At 60.9% G+C, this 19,271-nt stretch carries 13 protein-coding genes; 4 read left to right on the top strand and 9 right to left on the bottom strand.

Going from position 1 to position 19,271, the window contains the following annotated elements; translation table 11 throughout:
• Window positions 1-22 precede the first annotated feature (22 nt).
• Both HA052_RS03750 and HA052_RS03745 read right to left on the bottom strand, forming a co-directional pair.
• Window positions 23-244 carry a hypothetical protein gene (locus HA052_RS03750; protein WP_048415208.1) on the bottom strand — a complete coding sequence of 74 codons (222 nt, stop codon included), beginning with the start codon at window positions 242-244 and terminating at the stop codon, window positions 23-25.
• 74 nt (window positions 245-318) lie between these two features.
• Window positions 319-1,083 carry a C40 family peptidase gene (locus tag HA052_RS03745; protein ID WP_166450824.1) on the bottom strand — a complete coding sequence of 255 codons (765 nt, stop codon included), beginning with the start codon at window positions 1,081-1,083 and terminating at the stop codon, window positions 319-321.
• 228 nt (window positions 1,084-1,311) lie between these two features.
• Here HA052_RS03745 and HA052_RS03740 point away from each other — a divergent pair, with 228 nt between their 5' ends.
• Window positions 1,312-2,994: an ABC1 kinase family protein gene (locus HA052_RS03740; protein ID WP_166450823.1), complete on the top strand. Its 1,683-nt coding sequence runs from the start codon at window positions 1,312-1,314 to the stop codon at window positions 2,992-2,994.
• A 1-nt stretch (window position 2,995) separates the two neighbouring features.
• Window positions 2,996-3,808: a hypothetical protein gene (locus HA052_RS03735; protein WP_240937258.1), complete on the top strand. Its 813-nt coding sequence runs from the start codon at window positions 2,996-2,998 to the stop codon at window positions 3,806-3,808.
• Between the two features lie 154 nt (window positions 3,809-3,962).
• On the opposite strand, the gene HA052_RS03730 is transcribed toward HA052_RS03735, so the two are convergent.
• Window positions 3,963-4,604: a hypothetical protein gene (locus HA052_RS03730; protein WP_166450822.1), complete on the bottom strand. Its 642-nt coding sequence runs from the start codon at window positions 4,602-4,604 to the stop codon at window positions 3,963-3,965.
• A 346-nt stretch (window positions 4,605-4,950) separates the two neighbouring features.
• Between HA052_RS03730 and HA052_RS03725 the strand changes: the two genes are divergently transcribed.
• Window positions 4,951-5,370 (top strand): hypothetical protein, encoded by a 420-nt coding sequence (locus HA052_RS03725; RefSeq protein ID WP_107731885.1) that lies wholly within the window; start codon window positions 4,951-4,953, stop codon window positions 5,368-5,370.
• Between the two features lie 323 nt (window positions 5,371-5,693).
• A complete protein-coding gene (locus HA052_RS03720) occupies window positions 5,694-6,686 on the top strand; it encodes a DUF2860 family protein (RefSeq protein WP_166450821.1) in 993 nt (330 codons plus the stop codon).
• A 47-nt stretch (window positions 6,687-6,733) separates the two neighbouring features.
• Here HA052_RS03720 and HA052_RS03715 read toward each other — a convergent pair whose 3' ends face one another.
• The 6 genes from HA052_RS03715 to HA052_RS03690 all read right to left on the bottom strand — a co-directional run bounded on the left by HA052_RS03715 (window position 6,734) and on the right by HA052_RS03690 (window position 19,258).
• Complete coding sequence (locus HA052_RS03715) at window positions 6,734-7,411, bottom strand: type III secretion system effector phosphothreonine lyase (RefSeq protein WP_277345064.1); 678 nt, start codon at window positions 7,409-7,411, stop codon at window positions 6,734-6,736.
• Between the two features lie 190 nt (window positions 7,412-7,601).
• Complete coding sequence (locus HA052_RS03710) at window positions 7,602-7,976, bottom strand: hypothetical protein (RefSeq protein ID WP_166450819.1); 375 nt, start codon at window positions 7,974-7,976, stop codon at window positions 7,602-7,604.
• Window positions 7,977-8,434: 458 nt separating this feature from the next.
• Window positions 8,435-8,827 (bottom strand): hypothetical protein, encoded by a 393-nt coding sequence (locus HA052_RS03705; protein WP_166450818.1) that lies wholly within the window; start codon window positions 8,825-8,827, stop codon window positions 8,435-8,437.
• A 35-nt stretch (window positions 8,828-8,862) separates the two neighbouring features.
• Window positions 8,863-9,255, bottom strand: a complete 393-nt coding sequence (cdiI, locus tag HA052_RS03700) for a ribonuclease toxin immunity protein CdiI (RefSeq protein WP_166450817.1) — start codon at window positions 9,253-9,255, stop codon at window positions 8,863-8,865.
• Between the two features lie 152 nt (window positions 9,256-9,407).
• Window positions 9,408-9,851, bottom strand: coding sequence for a hypothetical protein (locus HA052_RS03695; RefSeq protein WP_166450816.1), 444 nt, complete (start codon window positions 9,849-9,851; stop codon window positions 9,408-9,410).
• On the bottom strand, window positions 9,851-19,258 hold the full coding sequence (locus tag HA052_RS03690) for a hemagglutinin repeat-containing protein (RefSeq protein WP_166450815.1): 9,408 nt from the start codon (window positions 19,256-19,258) through the stop codon (window positions 9,851-9,853). Before HA052_RS03690 ends, HA052_RS03695 begins: the two co-directional genes overlap by 1 nt.
• Window positions 19,259-19,271: the final 13 nt, after the last annotated feature.

Raw genomic sequence — 19,271 nt, 5'->3', positions numbered from 1 at the left:
AGGGGGTGGATGAAAACGGCGCTCAGCGCCCTTGATAGGGGTTGTGCAGGCTTTGCATCACCTGAACCAGGAAATCCTTGACCTGACCCTCGTCGCAGCCCATCAGCACCGCGTCTTCCAAGGCGTCCTGCGCCAGCTGGGCCAGTTCCTCCAGGTTCTCCTGCATCACTTTCAGCTTTTCCACGCAAGCCACCACATTGCCTTGCGGGTCTTTCCACACTGGTATGTCCACTTTCAATGCCATCGTCTCGCTCCAAAGCACATTGCCCGCAACGCGGGCAATGTCGTTCCTGCATCCTTATCAGCTTAAGCCGCCAATCAACGCTTGGCTTTTTTCTTGGCGCCGGCGGCGGCCTTGCCGCCCTTCTTCGCCCCCGCCTTGCCCGCCTTCTTGGATTCGGCCTTGCCGCCTTTTTTGGCGGCCACCGGCTTGCACTTCTTACCCTTGCGGCACTTGACAGCCGGAGCGCTTTCCGCCGAGGCCTTGCGTGTCGACGTCGCCACGGTCAGATCGTCGGACGTGTCCGCCGCCTGCGCCGCCGTGCTGCGGTTAACCCGACGCGCGCCGTTGAAGCGGCCGTTCCAGTAGCTCTGGTTGATGTTGGCCACTTCGATATTCTTGCCGGTGCGCGGCGCGTGAATGAATTTGCCGTTGCCCATGTACATGCCCACATGGGAATAACTGAAACCGCGGGTGTTGAAAAAGACCAGATCGCCGGGCACGAGTTCGCTGCGATTGATGGATTTCCCCACGCGGGCCATTTCGGCCGAAGTGCGCGGCAGGTTCACTTTCAAGGATTTTTGAAACACATAACGGATAAAACCGCTGCAATCCAGGCCGTTTTCCGGCGAATTGCCGCCAAAACGATAGGCAACGCCCAAGAGGCTCATGGCTTGCAACAGCAGATCCCCCACCGCGTCTTCCGCGGGGGAGGAGAATTTCGAGATGGGATCGTCCTGGCCGGACTGCGCGCTAGCTTCCGCCGCGGGGCGCCCCTCCGGAGGGGCCTTTTCCGGCGCCGCTTCAGCGAATACCATAAAGCCCGCCAGCACCAGAGTCATTAAGCGGAGTTGCAATTTCATAGGGCGAACTCTATCGGACGGGGGCGGTAGTGTAAAGCCGCAGGCAGGCCGTTTCCAGCGCTTTGGACCGGCCCGCTTGAACCTTGGGCGAGACAGCCGGCACTAATGGCGTACAATCCATCGCATTGGCATGGCCAGCGACAAAACCGCGCGGCGGGACGGCGCCGGCGCGCCCGGACGGCAAGCCTTTGTTTTTGAGTAAAAACCCATGCCCACAAGGCAGAACCGATGCTGAGAGAAACCCTGATCGCCATGCGCGACCTGCCGAGACTGAAGGAAATCAGCGGCATTCTGATCCGTCACGGCCTGGGCGAATTCGCCCAAAGGCTAAAATTACCGCGCGCGGTGGAAAAAGCCGGCCAATGGTTGAACCTCAACCTGCCGGAGGCGGAAAACCGCCCGCCCACCCCGGTGCGCGTGCGCCTGGCCTTTGAAGAACTGGGCCCCACCTTCATCAAGCTGGGCCAGATTCTCTCCACCCGCGTGGACGTGTTCCCGCCGGACTGGATCGCCGAATTCGAAAAGCTGCAAAACAAGGTGCCTCCGGTGCGTCCGGAAGCGGTTCGCCGCCTGGTCAAGGCCGCGCTGGGCGACGAGCCTGAAGCCGTGTTCGCCCACTTCGATCTCAACCCCATAGGCTCCGCCTCCATCGCCCAAGTGCACCGCGCCACCCTGCACGACGGCAGCGACGTGGCGGTGAAGCTGCGCCGCCCCGGCATTGTGGACAAGGTGGAAGCGGACCTGCGCATCCTCAACCACCTGGCCGGCCTGCTGGAACTGGAATTCCCCGACGTGCGCCGCTTTCAGCCGGTGGAAATCGTCGGCCAGTTCGCCCGCTCGCTCAAACGGGAAATGGACTTGGCGGTGGAAGCCCGCAACTCCGAACGCTTCGCCCGCGACTTCGCCGACGATCCGGAAGTACAAGTACCCAAGGTCTACTGGGACTACACCAACGCCGCCGTCAACGTGCAGGACTACATCGCCGGCGTGCCGGCCGCCCGGCTGGAACAACTGGCCGACAGCGGCCTGGACCCGGTGCTGCTGGCCCAGCGTGGCGCGGACGCGGTGTTGAAGATGATCCTGATCCACGGCTTCTTCCACGCGGACCCGCATCCGGGCAACGTCTTCTTCCTGCCCGAGCACCGCATCGCCTTCATCGACTTTGGCATGGTGGGCCGCATCAGCCACGGCCGCCGCGATGAAATCGTCGATCTGCTCGCCGCGGTGGCCAACCGCGACGAGGCCGGCATCATCGACGTGCTGATTGAATGGACCGGCAACACCCCGGTCAACGAACGCCAGTTCGCCCACGACGTGGGCGAATTCCTGTTCCAGTACGAACACGTGCCCCTCAAGGGCATCAACATCAGCCAACTGATCTCCGACATCATGGCGCTGATCCGCGACCACTCCATCCTGCTGCCGCCGGACATGGCCATGCTGTTCAAGGCGCTGATCACCCTGGAAGGCCTGGGCCGCCAGCTGGACCCGGATTTTCAGCTCATCGCCCACATCACGCCCTTTGTGCGCGAGCTCTCCATCGCCCGCTACCATCCGGCGGCCCTGCTCAAACGCGGCCGCCATTCGCTGGGCGAAGCGCTGGCCATGCTCTCCAGCCTGCCGCGCGACCTGATGCGCATGGGCAAGGACATCCGCCACGGCAAATTCCGCGTCAACCTGGACCTGCAGCGGCTGGACAGCTTCGGCCGTCAGCTGGACCGCAGCACCAACCGGCTGACCATGGGCATCGTCACCGGCTGCCTGATCATCGGCTCCTCCATCGTGATGACCGTCAACGCCGGCCCCAAATTGTTCGGCCTGCCCTTCTTCGGCTTCGTCGGCTTCATGCTGGCCATGTTCAACAGCGTGTGGCTGGTATGGGCTATCTGGCGCTCCGGCAAGGAATTGTGACATGAGATCGAAACAGAAAACCCTATTGGCGGCCGCGCTGCTGGGCCTCGCCGCGGCGGCCAACGCCGCCGACGTGATCACCCTTAACTGGCGCGACGGCGACGAAGTGGCCGCTGCCTTGCGGCCGCAACTGCGCGACGGCGAAAAACTGGGCGCGCTGGGCAACCAACTGATCCTGGACGCCCCGCCCGGCCGCAGCGCGGAACTGCGCCGGCTGATCCGCCAGCTGGACGTCAAATCCTCGTCCCTGCTGGTGGAAGTGGCCCAGGACGGCGTCAGCCGAGAAAGCAAATCCGCGGTGCAATTGGGCGGCCAGGTACAGGGCGGCGGCTACAGCATCAGCACCGGCAAGCCCATGACGGTGCGCCCCGGCAGCCAGGTGGTGATCGCCGGCGGCGCCAGCCAGTCCAACACCCGGCTGCAGGCCAGCCAGGCCTTGCGCATGCTGGACGGCAAAACCGGCTTCATCGAGATAGGCAGCAGCCGGCCGCTGCCCTGGCTGATGTTCGGCCCTGACGGCCGGCCGGTGGTGGGCGTGCGCTATCAGGACGCCGTCACCGGCTTCTACGCCCGGCCGCGGCTGCACGGCCAGCGGGTGACGCTGGAACTGGCCGCCAGCCAGCAAGCCTTCAACGGCCAAAACCTGGACAGCGCCAAATTGGCCACCACCGTGGAAGGCGCGGTGGGCGAATGGCTGACCGTGGGCGGCATAGGCCGCGACCAAGGCGGCCAGGAAACCGTGCTCATCGGCGTCAGCCGCAGCAATGTGCAACTGGAGCGCAGCATCAAGGTGCGAGTGACGCCGGCGCAATAAGAACCTGTTTACGATCTGCTGCGCGTCGGTAGAGAGATTGTGCGATGAGTGCCGGCTTCGAAATGCTCATGCACAGGTGGTACATGAGCATTCTGAAGTCGTTTTCAACGCCGTATCGCTGAAGCGCAGCAGACTTTGAACAGGTTCTAAGCGCCTACTCCGCCGGAGGCAGCCCTCGCTCGCTGTCCGGCATCTCGCCTCGGCCGCCGCGCGGACCGCGCGCGACCCGCCCGCCGCCGCCGCGGGAAATCGTCCGCGGCGAATCATAGGCCGAGGCCGGGCGTTCCAGCCTGGCCTCCAGCTCGCCGCCGCGCCAGGTCCAGATCATCGCGTTCAAGCGATTGCGCGGCTGACGCGCCCGCCACCCGCCTCCGTCCTCGTCCACCGTCATCGCCCCCTCCTGATTGCAGCTGGCCACCAGCGTCCAGCTGCGCACCCGGTAGTCGCGCACTTGCAGCAGGCGGTAAGCCGGCGCGCATTCCGCATCGTCCGCGCGCAACAGCACCAGCGCGTCCGCGCCGATGACGCGGGCGTCCGCGATGCTCACGCGGCGCCATTGCGCGTCCAGCGGCGTCACCAGTTGACGGTCATAGAATTTCAGCTCGAAGCGCCCGCCCAGCGAAGAGCGCAGCACCAGATGATTGCCGGCCAGCGGCACATCCTGATGCACGAAAGCCAGCGCCTCCTGCAGATCCAACCGGCGTTGGAGCGAACCATCGGCGGCGCGCTGCTGCGAACAGGCGGACAAGACCAGCAACAACGGCACAGCCCAGGCAAAGCGGCGAATCCTCGTCATGCCAGCCCTTTCACGGCATGGTTGCTGATCGTTCAATACTACCACCAATATTTCCAGCCCCGCCCGCTCATCCCCCGGACCCGCTTATCCCCGCCTGGACGAAACGCCGCGCTTGCCTAGCACGCCGCGAGCCGGCAATAATGCGGCCGTGCTTGAAATTACAGGCACCGGGATTGCAAACCCGCCTCAGGAAAAGACACGCCATCGCTATGCCTTAAACGGCGGGCCATGGCGGGGAGGCCTATGGCCTGCCGGTTGTCTTTTCCCGGTTTTGCAATCCCTGTCATGCGCCTGCCTTCCCGATTGCAAACGGGAGTGCAGGGTTTACTCAGAAAGGAACCTGCACATGACATACCCGAAAAAACCCCTTCGCCGCCGTTACCACCCCGATCCTCAGCCCCAGCCTTACCACGCCTTGCCCTTCGCCGCGCAGCTGCCCGGCCAAGCCGGCGCCCGCTACTGGCAAGTGCCGCCGCTCGCCGATCGTCGCCAGGCTTATCTGCTGGGGCGGGAGTACGCGGGCCACTACCTCGTCTTCCTGCAAGACAACCCCGGCTGCGCAGACCGTTTTCTGCTGGCGCGCATTGCCCAAGATGTGAACTTCAGCGACCCAAGCGCGGCCAGCGCATGCTGGGCCGGCTTCTTCCACCTGCTTGAACAAGTGATGACGCAAAGCATCGCGCCGCTGGACGTGTTCGAATACATTGACCGGCTCAACACCTACGAGCTGTCGCTGCAACAGATCTTGCGTCAAACACCGTCTTAAACTTAAGATATGCACAAAGGCGGCCACGGCCGCCTTGCCCATTTCATCCCGCCACCGGCCGGCCAGTTTCAAGACTCGTCACGGCCCAGCTAGTCCGCACGGCAACAGTCTCTCCCTCTGCGAGAGCGATCGCCTCGCGATGGTAATTCCGCAACAAGCCGCGTCTGAAACAAAGCGATCTCAGGCTAAATTTTCGCTGCAAGCGACAAATCGGCCAGCCGTCGGCTTAACATGGACAAACAATCCATTTTGCATAAATCGGCGCCATGCAGCGCGGCGTCGGCGAAAACCAAAGCAGCTCTTTTTATTTGAGGATGATGAATATGCGCACTATAGGCGTGGGCTTGTCCGCTTTGCTGGCGGCTCAACTCGCAATGGCGGACCCGATACCGGAAGAAAACGGCTTCTCCGGCAGCATCGGCCTGGGCGTGGGCGGCAACCGCGTCAAATCCAACCTCTTCAAAGGGGACAAAAACCAAAGAACCAACAGCCTGAACAGCGCGCCGGAATCCCATAACGACTCCTTCGCGCTGCCGGTGCTGGATCTCAGCTACACCTTCGCCGCCAGCCGCACCCAGATCGTGTTCGACAGCCAGATTCACGACCCGCTGGGCATGGACGACACGCTGGAACTGGGCGTGCGCCAGCAAGTGGGCAACAACGGCATCGTCTCCGCCGGCCTGCTTTACGGCGGCCTCAACAAAAATACCTGGACCGACCCCTACGCCGTGGGCGTGGACCGCGACGGCACCAAGCGCAAATCCACCGGCGTGTTGCTGGGCTGGGAAAACATCATGGGCACCGGCTTCAAGGCCCAGCTGACCCAGCGCAACATCAAGATAGACGACGAGCGCAGCGGCCAGAGCGTGGCCGGCCTCAGCGCGGCGGACCGCGCCACGCTGAACCGCAACGGCGACGCCACCTTGCTGAAAGCGGGCTATGAATGGGCGTTCGCCCCCAATCAAACGCTGACCCCCGGCCTGAGCTGGGGCAAGGACAAGCTGGACGGCGGCGCGATGAGCAACAAGAGCTACGGCCTGAGCCTGGACTACGCCTACAGCAGCGACCTCAACACCCTCAGCGCCGGCCTGCAATTCCGCAAACAGCGCTTCGACCAGAGCAACCCGCTGTTCGGCAATAAAAAAGCCGACAGCAAGGCCTACGCCGTTGACCTCAACTACCTGCGCCATCAGCTGTTCGGCGAGAAAGCGCTGTCCGCCTTCGTCAGCGCTGCCTACGGCAAGTCCAACGCCGACATCAGCTTCTACGACGCTGAAATCCGCTCGCTGGGTGTGGGGCTGATTTACTCGTTCTAAAACCACCACGCGCCCCTGGCTGTTAAAGGGGCGCGATGCGGTGGGCCTTACTCCGTCATCAAGCGATAGAAGGGCTCCTCGCGCAAGGCCTGGCTTTGCGCATCGCCGCCCTCCCTACCGCTACGCAATTCATTGCGGTAACTGGCGTAGCGCCAGTGTTCAGGACGAACATCGGACTCCGGATGCTGGCCCGGCTCTATGCCGTGCTCGGACAAGGTCGTTTCCAGGCGCTCCACAAACTGGCGCACCTGGCTTAAACCCTGCGCGCTGTAATGAGAATCCGGGCCATCGGGCTTCACATACAAAGTCAACTGCGCGCCCGCCCCTACTCTGGCCTCCGGCTCCACGCGCGCCATATCCGTCACTTTCCATTTGTCAATCGGACTGGACTCCGAAAACAACAAGCCGGACAGCGCTTGAAACGCCTGCGGCACCAAGTCCCGCCGTACACTGAGATGGAATTTATCACCGGCGAATTCGCCCTGATTCTGCGCCTGCTCGCGCCGAGCATGCATGAACACATCCTGCCCGCCGCTGCTCAACATAAAGCCGTGGCTCATGCAGGCGAAACCGCTTTGCCGCATGCCAGCATAGTCCGGAGCATGCTGGGCCTCGCGAAAATCAGCGCGTGGCATCACCCGCACCTGCTGGCGCAAACCTTCCATATTGGCGCGAAGATGATCTGCACTGGACGGCGCTGGCGCGTGGGCGGCAGGCGCGCCCATATTCAAAGGAGGGAGATTCAGTTTAAGGCCGGGGCGTTGAATGGGCATAGTGGGAGCACACAGGGAAAAGCGCAGATGCGCGACGCCAGCACTTTCGCATAGGCTCTGGAGGGCGAGCTTGCAAAAACTGTTCAGTAGCTCACCAACGGCGAATCAAGTGCAATTCACCTCTACGCTCCTGAGACTAGTCTTACACTTCTAGGCTAGAGCAACTAAAAACAACAAAGGGCTGAACCCTTAATGAGAAGTTGCTTTTGGCCCCACCATACAATATTTCGGCACACAGAAATTCTCCAATCGCATCCTTTTTAATTTCAAAACATGCAACACACTCATACAAACACCTAGACAGCTCACACCCTTGAAGCTCTAAAACCACCTGTATCCAGCCCGCCACTTCACAATAAGAAAAAATAGCAGTGACATTGTTGCCATCCGTGTATTGAAATGCAAAATGTAGATCTTGCTTGTTTTCAAAAAAGGGGCCAGATCCAAAAAAGGCCAAAAGATCCAGGTCTTCTGGGACCGATCTAATAAACATACTTTTCCTTTTTTGTATTGCCATTACAAAATTTTAATCACCCTAAGCGCTCAGTGGAACGTATCTCCCCATTCACTTTACAACCTCACACCCCCACTTCACAACGTCAGGCACGGCACCATACAAGCCGGCAATACCGACACCAGCATCTTTATGAATATTAACATGCACATTCCTGTCATCAATACCAAGAATCCAGCTAACCTCATTAGAAGCACAGACGCATTGTTGACAACAACTGGGGCGACACCCAATGCGACAATCCAACTGGCATGGCCGCCAAACGGTCGGCCATAACTAGCTAAGATATCCTACCCAAGGATTCTGGCTGCCCCACATCTTACAGAAAAAGTACACTTCTCCTCAACAGGCAACCCTTGCCCCCGATGCCAGCTTATCCATTAAACATCAATTTCTAGCCCATATAAAATACAAGCTTTGTTTATTTTCAAAAAGTAGGAATTAGTCAAAAACCTAAGCCATCACAAGCTAGAATATCGTGCGCTTATTTTCTCCATATAACGTTCAACCGCCTGCTTATCCTCTACATGCCGCTCCACATAAGCCTTTGAAATACACGACATAGCCATTAAAAATTCAGAAACTTTTAAAGTAGAGCTTTCAAAATCTCCAACAAAAAAAGCAACCTCATCAAAATCTTCTGGAAAGTCCCAGTCTTGATCTAATGAATACCCTAGTCCTTCATGAGCATAGCACCCATGCCCCTCACTTGCACTAGCAAGAAACTGCAAATAGTTCATTTTATTTTCAAACAAAATAGTGCTTAGAACATGATACAAATCCTCCCCCCCCGTACCAAAGCCATTCAAGCACTCTCTAGCCTCACAAATCCATTGCTTATCAATCTCATTCATGCCAATCCCTTCTTGGCTTTATTATAAACACATTATTACATTCTGTTAGCATCACCCAATCTCTCACTTGTTTTATCAAAAACCTCTTTTACGACCCGCTCATCCTCCGGGTGATTTTTTATGTATTTTGCACTCGCAACGTTAATCAAGCTCAAACAAACATCTAGACTTACAATCACTTCATCATCATCTCCATCCACCGAGTAGCCATAAATAAATTTAACTCCTTTAAATCTATCATCATCGTAAAAACTATCCATAAATGGGAAATGACAATAAGCGCCATCCACACTCAAGCCGACTCCATCTGAGATAGATTCAATCGCCTCGATAAATTTGCCATCATTGTACATTCTGTCCAAGTACGCCAACACAACCCAATTTGGATCGCTCTCATCATATGGCTGGCCAAAAAGCTCTTTATTCATACCAACACCATTTCATGCCGCTTCTTGGCATTATTTTACAGCAGTCACATTATTTTCCAGGCTTCACAAAGCTCGGATGGATAGTTAGAAACCAGCAGTACTTTCCTTCTCCCAGGCCAACAGCAACCTTATCCCAAGCATACGACAAGGCATCATTTCCCATACAATTCATTAAACGCTGAGCAGGCCATCAGCTTCAACTCTTCGACTGAATACACTTCTTGTTTTTTTAACATATACCCATCATCATAAACCACTCTCCCTTGACTTTTGGCCACAACACCAGCCACAACTGTCAAAAATTTTAAATTACCCTCCCCTTTAGCAGAAAAACCGGCCACATATGGCAAGTCCATCTCAGCTTCCTCTCTAACTTCAGGGGGAAAGTAACAAAAGCTTATCCAACAGACAAAACCACTATCGTGATCGCAAACGCACAGCACCTGCTCAAGCAGGTCAGGCCCCACACCTAATGTTACTCCAACAGTTATCTGATTTTTTCTTACACCCAACCCTTCAAACCCAATCGTAACAATCTTTAAAAAATCATTAAAATCTGGCAATTCCGACACGGGAATCATCAGTTCATTGGACATCATTTTCTTCCTTTAGATATGGCACCACCAGTAACATTCAGCCAACCGTCCACTGTTTTTATGTAAATATGTTTAACCACTCCCTCCTTGGTCACATTGGAAACTGGTGAGCCAACCCCAAAGTGTTTAACTATATCAACCATACCAACACCTGTTTTAGTTGCGTCAATATATAAATCTCCTTGATAGCCTCCTTTCTCCATGTTGTTCGCGCCTTTAGTAATATTCCTTCTAATGGAATTTATATTACTCCCCTCAACAACTTTCAACTGAACAGGAGTTCCATCCAACCAACCGTCGATACCTTTAAAACTTGCCGTCTCGGCCCCTTTGAATGTACCACCTTTATACTTCACAATATCAAGCGCTTGAGCGTACTCATGGGGCTCTAGGGCATTTTTAATCACAAGCCCTTGTTTCCCAGCAGGAAGCATTGGCATTTTAACTACAGACTTCGCAGCAGCTGTACCAACTATTGCTTCTGCTTGTACTAAGGCGGCTTTTGCTGCATCTTTACTACGCCCAACTCCAGTCGCCCCAGCAACACTTAAACCTGCAGGAGCAGCAGCTTCAGCAACAAAAATACCAGCTTCATTTAAACATAGCACTGGATTGGTTTTGCACGCGTCCAAAACCGCCTTCGTTGCAACAGCCAATTCTGGAGTTGCAGCTACAATTGTCATTGCTCCTGCGGTGCTAGCAGAAACAACTAAATTTGCCTTTGCCGTGTCACTGGCAATTTTTGCCTTACAACTCAGATCGCAATCTGGAACTTTCCCTAACCAAAACCCAAAATCACCCCCAAACCCTAAAGTGTTATTCTCCACCTCATTCTTAGCCGTCTGTGCCCCTGCCAGCGCACCGGCACTATTACCCCCAGCCAACGAACCCGCCAAGCTGCCCGCCATCGTGGTCAACGCGGAAATGGTCTGTTTCTGGGACTCGTTGAGATCCTTGACTGCTTTCCCTGGGTATAGTTGGTTAAGCAGCAATTCTGCCACGACGGGAGCCGCTGCGCCGCCCGCAGCACCCGCTGCCGCGCTTTCGCCCTTCATCTGCGCCAGCGCCGCGCCCAGCAAGGCGTGCGCCATTACATTGGCTTCTTTATTGCCATCGGTCAGGTTTTTAACTACGCCAGCCAGGTAAGGCGCGGCGGCGCCGCTGAGGGCGGCTTGCACATTGCCGCCGGCCAGGCCTTGCAGCGCGGCGGTGGCAGCTTGGGCCGCTCTTTGGAAGTCACTACCGGTACCCCATTTAGCGTTCAGCTTCTTATAGTCTTCGCTGTTCGCATATTCGGGATTGCGCCGCAAGTCTTCATTCGCCTTCATCATCATCTGAGTGACAACAATCTGAGTGGCTTGCGCGCCAATCTGTCCAATCAGCTGCGCTTCCTGCAGGCGGTTGAGCTCCTTCTCCTTGTCGAAGATCGGGCTCAGGCCATTGGCGGCGTGTTCGGCGTCACGGCTCAGGTCTTTCAGGTCTTGTTGCTGTTTGTCCTGGTCGCGGACCTTGATCACGCCTTCGCTGACCGCGGCGTAGGTGGTGGATTCGGCGTGGCCGCTGCTGTTGCCGCCGCCCAGCACGCTGCTGGCGCCCTGGCTCATCAGCGTGCCTTTTAGCGTGTCGGTGATGTTGCCGCCGCTGCTGATGCCGAAGCTTTGGCTCTCCACCTTGAAATCCGCCTGGTTGTGCTGGTTGCTGAAGCCCAGCGTGCCGGTGTCCAGCGTGTTTTTGTCCGCCTTGGCGGTGCTGGCGATCACCGCGCCGTCCAGCTGGGTGTGGCGGCCCACCTTGACGTCGAAACCGCCCTGGCCGGCGTAGAGGCCGGTTTGCTCCTGCACGCTGACAAAGTCGCTGTTGGCCTTTTGACGGCTGATGCTGATGGAGGCGCTGCCGCTCATGCTGCCAAAGGTGAAGCTGGCGCCGGCGGAAGCGTTGCTTTGTTCGCTGTGGTAGCGGTCCTGATCTTGCAGACTCTGCAACGTCAGGTTGCGCCCTATGTCCGCCACCACGGTTTTGCCGCTGGCGCTGGCGCCGGTCAGGCTCGCGTCGCGGCCGCTTTGCAGGCTCAGGGTGTCGCCGGCGCTGAGCACGGTTTCGTTCCAGCGGCTGCCCTGGCCCTCTTCCTTGCCCCGACCCTTGTTGGCGTTGGCGAAGATGGAGATGCCGGCGCTGCCATTGCTGACACCGATGCTGAGGCCGGCATTCCAGCCGCTGCTCTTGTTGCCGCCGCTTTGAGAGTCTTCATTGCGGCCGGCTTGCAGCTGCAGGTCCCGCGCCGCGTCCAGCGTCAGGTCTTTGCCGGCCTTGAGACGGCCGCCGGTGACGCTGATGTCGCCGTCCTGAGCCTGACCCTGGGCGTCTTTGCCCCCGCTGCCGGTGGCGGTCAAACTGAGGTTGCCGCCGGCGGTGAGCTGGCTGCCCTGGCTCTGGCTTTGCTGGCGCTGGCTGTGGGATTGGCTTTGCTGGTTGCCCACGGACAAGCTGATACCGACAAAGCTTTGTTCCGCCGCCGGTTTCATCGCTTCCTGCTGGTAGGCCTGATAAGCCTGATAGCCTGACAAGCCGGCCTGAACGCCTTGCAACGCGGCCAGGCGGCCGCTGGCTTTTTTACTGTCCTGCGCCTGCTGCACGGCGGTGTTGGCGGCGGCGCCCACCACGCCGGACAGCGCCACGGTGAGGCCGCTCTTGCTGGCTTCGTGCTTCTCGTCGCGCTGATAGCGGTTGGCCACGTCTTCGACACGGATGTTCTGCGCCAACACGTCGATGTCGCCGCCGGCAACCAGGTCGGAGCCCTTGATCAGCGCATTGCGGCCGGCGTCGATATTGACCTTGCCCAGTACGCTGCCCACCGTGCTATTGGTTTGACTGACGCTGGTTTCGCCCACCTGGTCGCGCTGTTTCTGGCTGCCGATGGTGAAGCCGATGCCGCCGCTGCCCAGCAGGCCGGATCGTTTAACGCTTTCGTCATGCTGCTGGTACTGGCGGTTTTCCGCTGTGGTGACGTTGACGTCGCGGCCGGCGACCAGGTCCACGTCATGAGTGGCGGCCACGCTGCTGCCGGCCACGGTCAGGTCCTGTCCGGCTTGTAGGCTGATGCTTTCGCCGGACAAGCTGCTGCCCTTGGCCAGCGTTTGCCGTTCATCGGTCTGGCTGAGACTTTGCTTGCTGTTGGCCAGGTTTTTGCGAGTGCTGGCGGCTTGCTCCTGGAAGCTGTGGCTTTCTTCCGCCGCGCCCACGCGGATATCGCGCGCGGCGCTGAGCTTGAGGTCGCCGTTGTCGCTGGCCAGTTCGCTGCCCTGCACGGTGAGGTCCGTCTTGCGCGCCTGGATGGTCACACCCTGCTGACCGCCGATCTGGCTGCCCTGCGCTTGCGTGTCGCGTATGGCTTGCTGGCGCTGGCTGCGGGTCTGGCCGATGTGGTTGTTTTCGTAGTCGTCGATTTCCACATGGCGCTCCGTCGCGCCGATGTCCACTTGGGTGCCGGACAACAGCACCTGGCCCTGATCGCTGGCGACTCGGCTGCCTTGCACGCTCAGTTCCTGGCCGGCCACGGCGATCACGCCGGCTCCGCCGCTGAGCTGGCTGGCAATCAGCGTATCGGCCTGATAGCGCGCCTCCACGCGAGAGCTGGCGCTATCGGCGGTGAGCTTGGTGTTGTTGGTGGTTTTGTCGGCCAACACCGACAGCCGGTTGCCGGCGCTGACATTGAGCTGACCCTTGGCCTGGGCGCTGGAGCCTGTCAACGTCAGGTCCTTGCCCGCGCTCAAGTTGAGCTTGCCGCCGGATTGCAGGCTGCTGCCCTGCGCGGTCTCCCACACGCCGCTGACGGTGGCGACGCCGCTGCCGCCTACGTCGGCGCCCAGCGTGGCGTCGCGGTTGCCCATGCTGCCGGCGATCAGGTCCACGCTGCCTTCCTTGCGGCTGCGCGCGGTGCTCAAGGTCAGGTTGTTGCTGGCGCTGAGGCTGAGCAGCTCCGTCGCATCGGCCTTGGCGCCCAGCAGGGCGATGTCCTGGCCGCTTAAGCTGATGTCGCGCCCGCTGACGGCGGCCTGACGGCCGGCGTTTTGCAAATCGGTGTCCAGCGTCAGGCTGTCCGCCAACAGCTTGACGGTGTCGGCCCGGATCAGGCCGCCGGTGTTGCGGATGACATCGGCCTTGGCCACCAGGCTTTGGTCCGCCTGCAGCTTGCCGCTATTGCTCAGGCTGGCGGCGGACAGACTAAGGTCTTTGCCGGCGATCACCGCGCCGTCGCCGGTGAGGCTCACGGTGTTGTGCGCCAGATAGACGGTGGGCACCAATACGGTTTGCGGGCCGTTGGCGGTGTTGACGGTTTCGCTGACCATCCAGACGATGTCTTGCTGCAAAGCGGCGATTTGCGCCGGGGTCAGCGCCACGCCGGTGGTCAGGCGGAAGTCCTTGGCCACGTTCACGCCCTGGTTCATCAGCGTCTTGAATTGTTCGGTGGCGTCCTCTCCGCGCAGAGACGGACGGCCGGTCAGCGCCAGGATCTGGTCGCGCACCAGCTTTTGCTCGTAATAGCCGTCGCCCAGGCGCTTGTGCGCGCCCACCGGATCGTAGTTCAACTGCTTCAGCATGTAGTCGCTGCTGATGAAGTTGTTGTACTGGGTGAAGCGACTATCGGTTTCGATCAGATAGGAGGCCGTGGGGCTGGGGTTTTGCTGGAACAGCTGGTTGTTGGGCAGGCGGTCCAACAGGCCAGGCTGGCCTGCGCCGCCTTTGAGCGGACCGGCTTTCGCGCCGGCCGCGGCGGAGCCCGCGGCCGCTGCCACGTCTTGCTTGTCCCAGCGCGCCGGTTCCGCTTCCGCGGCGGCCTTGGCCGCTTCCGCCACGCTGACCTGGGCCGGATTGACGGTGACGTTTTCAATGCTGGGCGCGCGCACGCTGACGCCCTGATGACCGGCGATGGTGGCGTCTATGGTCTGCAACGCCACCGTTTTGTCCTGGGTGTATGTGGGGTACCAGTGCCGCGTGTTGCGGTCGTAGTGGTCCGTGCCGGTTTCCTGGGTGCGCTCGTTGACGGAGTAAGCGCGGTTGATCACGCGCGCGTCGCCTCCGCCATTGTCCGCCCCGTTGATGGTGACGGCGCCGTTGGCGGCGATGCGGCTGGCGTCGTTCAGCAATTGCCCGCTGACGTTCACCGTCATATTGCCGCCGGCGCTCAGGCTGGCCACTTCGCCGGCTGAGATCAGTTTGTCGCGGGTCTTGGTGCCGCTGGCGGAACGGCTGCGCAAGTTGAACTTGTTGCCGGGGTCGACAAAATCCAGCTCCAGCGGATTGATATGAATGGCCGGGTTCCATTGTTCGTTGCTGCCGGACCATACTTCGCGCCACACCGTGTGCTCATAGGGACAGGCGGCCCCTTGGAAGCAGCTGTAACCTTGGTAGAAGGTCATGTCGTAGCCGCCGCTGTCGTTCTTCTTGATGGCGTTGTAATTGACCCAGCGTTCCTGAGTGCCCTGGAAGCGAACCAGGGCCTGCTTCTTGGCTTCATTCACTTGCAGAATGGTGCCGTATCGCGTTTTGGCCGCTTCCGCGTCGTTGACCGGCAAGGATTTGGTGACGGCCGACCAATCCCAGCCGCCCACCCGTTCAAACACATCAAAGTAGTAGTTGTACTTGTACCAGCTATAGTTCTCGCTTTCCGCCGCGCGCTGGATATTGACGTGGGTGCGCTGGTTATTGAACCGGCCGGCGCGGATGGCAACGTCGCCTTCGGCTTCTATCGCGGTGGAGATGTTTTCGATCAGGTCGCCGCTGCTCAGACTCAAAGCGCCGCCGCTGTAGATGTAGCCGCTGTCGCGGTTGCTCAGGCGGGTGCCGGCGTTGAGGCTCAGGCTGCGGGTGGCGGCCAGCACCGCCTGGCCGCCGTGGTTGTCGATGACGCCGCCGTTCACCGTGACGTCGCGGCCGCTGATCATGCCGCTGTTGTCCAGCGCCGCTGCGTTCAGCGTCAGTTGTTCCGCGTCCAGCCGGCCCTGGTTGACCGCCTGACCGGCGCTATTGATGTCCAGGCGGCCGCTGGCGGCCAGCTTGGCGCCCGCGGCGTTGCTGAAACTGGCCGCTTGCAGGCTGACGTTGCCGGCGCTGGCCCACTGGCTTTCGTTGCGCAGGCTGCCGCTGGTGCGGAAACTCAGCGTCCCCTGGCTGGCCAGCGTCTCGCCGTCGCGGAAGACGTAGTCCTGCTGCAAGTCCAGGCTGAGGCCGCTTTGCCCCGCCATTTTGCCGCCCTGGTTGCCCAATTGCCCGGCGGTCAGGCTCAGCGCCTGGCCGCTGTTCACCGCGCCGCCCTCGTTGTGGAGCCGGCTGGCGCTCAGCTTCTGATTGCGATTGGAAATCAGCTTGCCCTGGCGGTTGTCGATCTGACCGCTCAGTTCCGCCTCCAGCGCGCCGGTGGTTTGGATCTGGCCGTATTGGTTGTCGAAACTGCTCAGTCCCAGGCTGACGTCACCCAGGCTCAGCAGGCTGCCGTAGCGGTTGCTCAGCGTACCGGCCTTGAGTTCCAGCGCGCCGCGGCTGTTTAGCAGACCGCCGGCGTTGTCCACAGAGGCGGCTTGCAGCGCAAGCCCCTGGTCCGCCACGATCTTGCCTTGCTTGTTGTCCAGCGCGTCGCTGATGGTCAACCGCGCCGCGCCGCCGCTCTGCAGTTCGCCTTCCACGTTATGCAGCCCCGCCAGTTGGTAATAAGCGTCGCCGCGGCTGATCAGCTTGCCTTGCTGGTTGCTCAGTTGGCCGCCGTCCACCGTCAGATCCATTCCGCTGCTGATCTGGCCGCGCCGGTTGTCCAGCTCGCCGGCGCGCAAGCGCTGGCCCTGGTCCGCCACCAGCTTGCCGTCCTGATTGTCCAGCAGGCCGCTGGCGTCCAGCGCCAGATCGCCCAAGGTCTGGATCTGGCCGCCCTGGTTGTTAAGCCCGCCCAGCGTCAGCGTCAGGCCGTGCTGGCTGGCCGCCGCGCCGCCTTGATTGTCCATCTGGCCTGCCAGCACGGTGATGCGCTCGCCGCCCGCCAGGGTGCCTTGCCGATTGTTCAGCGCGCCGGCGTCCAGCCGCATCGCGCGCTGAGCGCTGATGCGGCCTTCCCGGTTGCCTAGTTCGCCTTGGACCCGCACGGCCAGAGCGCCGCCGCTTTGCAGCTTGCCGCCGCTATTGTCGAGCGCGGCCAGTTGGATATCTCCGTATCCCAAGCTGACGATGCCGCCGCCCTGATTGCCCAAGACGCCCGCTCGCAGCGTCAGCGCTTGTCGGCTGCTGATCTCGCCATCGCCGTTATTGAGGCTCGCGGCCTCTATCTTCTGGTCCCGGTTGCTCAGCAACTTGCCCGCGCTGTTGTCCAGCCCGCCATCGGAACGAAGGGTCAACGCGCTTTCGCTCTCCACCTTGCCGCCGGCGTTGTCAATCTCGCCCGCTTGCAGGCCAACGTCCGCACTGCCGTGGATGGCGCCGGCCTGGTTGTTCAACTTGCCTGTCGCCTTGAGCGTCAGCGACCCGACGCCGTCTATCCGCCCCCCTCGGCTATTGTCCAGCTGCGCCGTGTCCAGTTTCAAAGCGGCGCCAGACAACAGCGCGCCGCCTCGGTTGTCCAGTTCCCGCTCCGTGGTCAGCGTTAAAGCGATGGCGCTTTGCACGGCGCCGCCGGCATTGTCCAAGCTGCCGGCGCTCAGGCTCAGGTCTCCGTTGCCGCCGATCAGGCCGCCCTGATTGCTCAGATCTTGCCGCACGCTCCAGGACTGCGCCGTGTCGCCCAAGGCCAGCAATTTGCCGCCGCCGTTGTCCAGCCGGCCAATGCTCAACGCCAGGCTGTCGGCCTCGATACGGCCGCCGCGATTGTCCAGCAGCTGGCCGATGCGGAAGTCGCCGCTGCCCTGGCCTATCTGTTCCCACACGCCGCCCAGGTTGTTGAGCGCGGCGGCGCTGGCCTGCCACTGCCCCGCTTGCAGCGTGGCCGCGTCGCTATCGATGCGGCCGCCGGCCTGGACCACCAAGCGGCCGGTGTTCAAGCTGGCGCGGCTGAGCCCCAGCCCGTTCTCCGCCGTCAGCCTCACGCTATCGTTGGCGCGCAGTTTGGCGTCGGCGGCGTTTATCGCCGCCGCGTTGAGGCTCAGGCTGGAACCGGCCAGCGCGTGGCCGCTCAGTTGCAGACTGTTGCCGGCTTTCAGGCTCAGCGCGCCAGTCGTGCCCACTTGTCCTTTGTCATCGCTGCCGGCGGCGAAATCGCCGCTGGCGACGATGTCGCGCGCGCTGACTTTCACATCGCCGGCCGCCGCCACGGTGCCGCTCTGGCGCAGGGCGGCGTCGCCGCTCAACTCCAGCTTGCCGCGGCTGTAGCTGGCGCCGCCGTGTTCGATGTCGCCGGCGGCGTGGTATTGGATATCGCCGCCGTTTTGGCGGCCGTTCAGAGTCAGTTGGCCGGCGCTGTCCAGTTTCAGTTGCTCGCCGCCGCTCAGTTGTCCGCTGCTGCGCACGCCGACGCCGGCCTCGGTGGCCAACAAGCGGATCTTGCCGGCATACATGCCGCCCAGCTGCGCCACGTCGATGGCGAAGCCGGGCCGTCCGGCGCTGTCCGCCGCCAGGGCCTGAACGTTTTGACGATCTGCGCTGATGCGGTTGCGGCCGGCGCTGACGCTCAGCTGCGGCGCCCAGATGCCGGCCCGCACTTCCACCGCCCGCGCCATCAGGTCTGCGTACTCGGTGCTGCCGGCCTGCATGCCGGCGCCCTCGATGCGGATGGTGCCGCTTTCCACCCGGTAGCCGGCCAGGCTGCCGTCCGGATTCAATTCCGGACGGCCGGTGGTCAGAGTCATGCGCCCGGCGTTGATGGTGCCGCAGCCGTCGCAGAGAATGCCGGAGGGGTTGGCCACGATGACCTGGGCGCGGCCGCCGGCCACTTCCAGGAAGCCGCGCAGCTGGCTGGGGTTGGCGCTGTTGACCTCGTTGAGGATCACCCGCGCCGGCGCGGCCGGGTTGAGGTTGGGGTTGCCCTGAATCCACCCGCCCAGTTGGGTCTGCACGCTGGTGCCGCTGTTGTTGAGAATGGCCCCGCCCTTGTCGACGTCGAACTGGCTGTACTGGTTGCGCGACACCCCGGCGGCGCTGGGCGCCTGGATGTTCACCTGCGGCAGGCCGTTGGCGGTGTTGATCACGCTGGGGCGCTGGGCCGCCGGCGCGTTCGGGTCCGCCACGATGCCGCCGGCCAGCGCGGAAGTTCCAGCCAGCGCGCACCAACTGGCCCAGACAATGCCGCGCAGGGTCACGCCCAAGCGCCGGTTGGCCGCCGCCGGCTCGGCGGAGCGGCCGCCGCCCGCGCCCATCGGCTTGACGATTTCGGCGACGGCCATGATCAGGCCCCGCGCGCGGTTGAAAATCAGACGGTAACAAAGACGGTTCATGGCCAAAACTCTC

Origin of the sequence: Chromobacterium fluminis, from assembly GCF_011602385.1 — a bacterium.
GTDB classification, from domain to species: Bacteria; Pseudomonadota; Gammaproteobacteria; order Burkholderiales; family Chromobacteriaceae; genus Chromobacterium; species Chromobacterium fluminis.
This window is presented reverse-complemented; position numbering and strand designations above follow the sequence as displayed.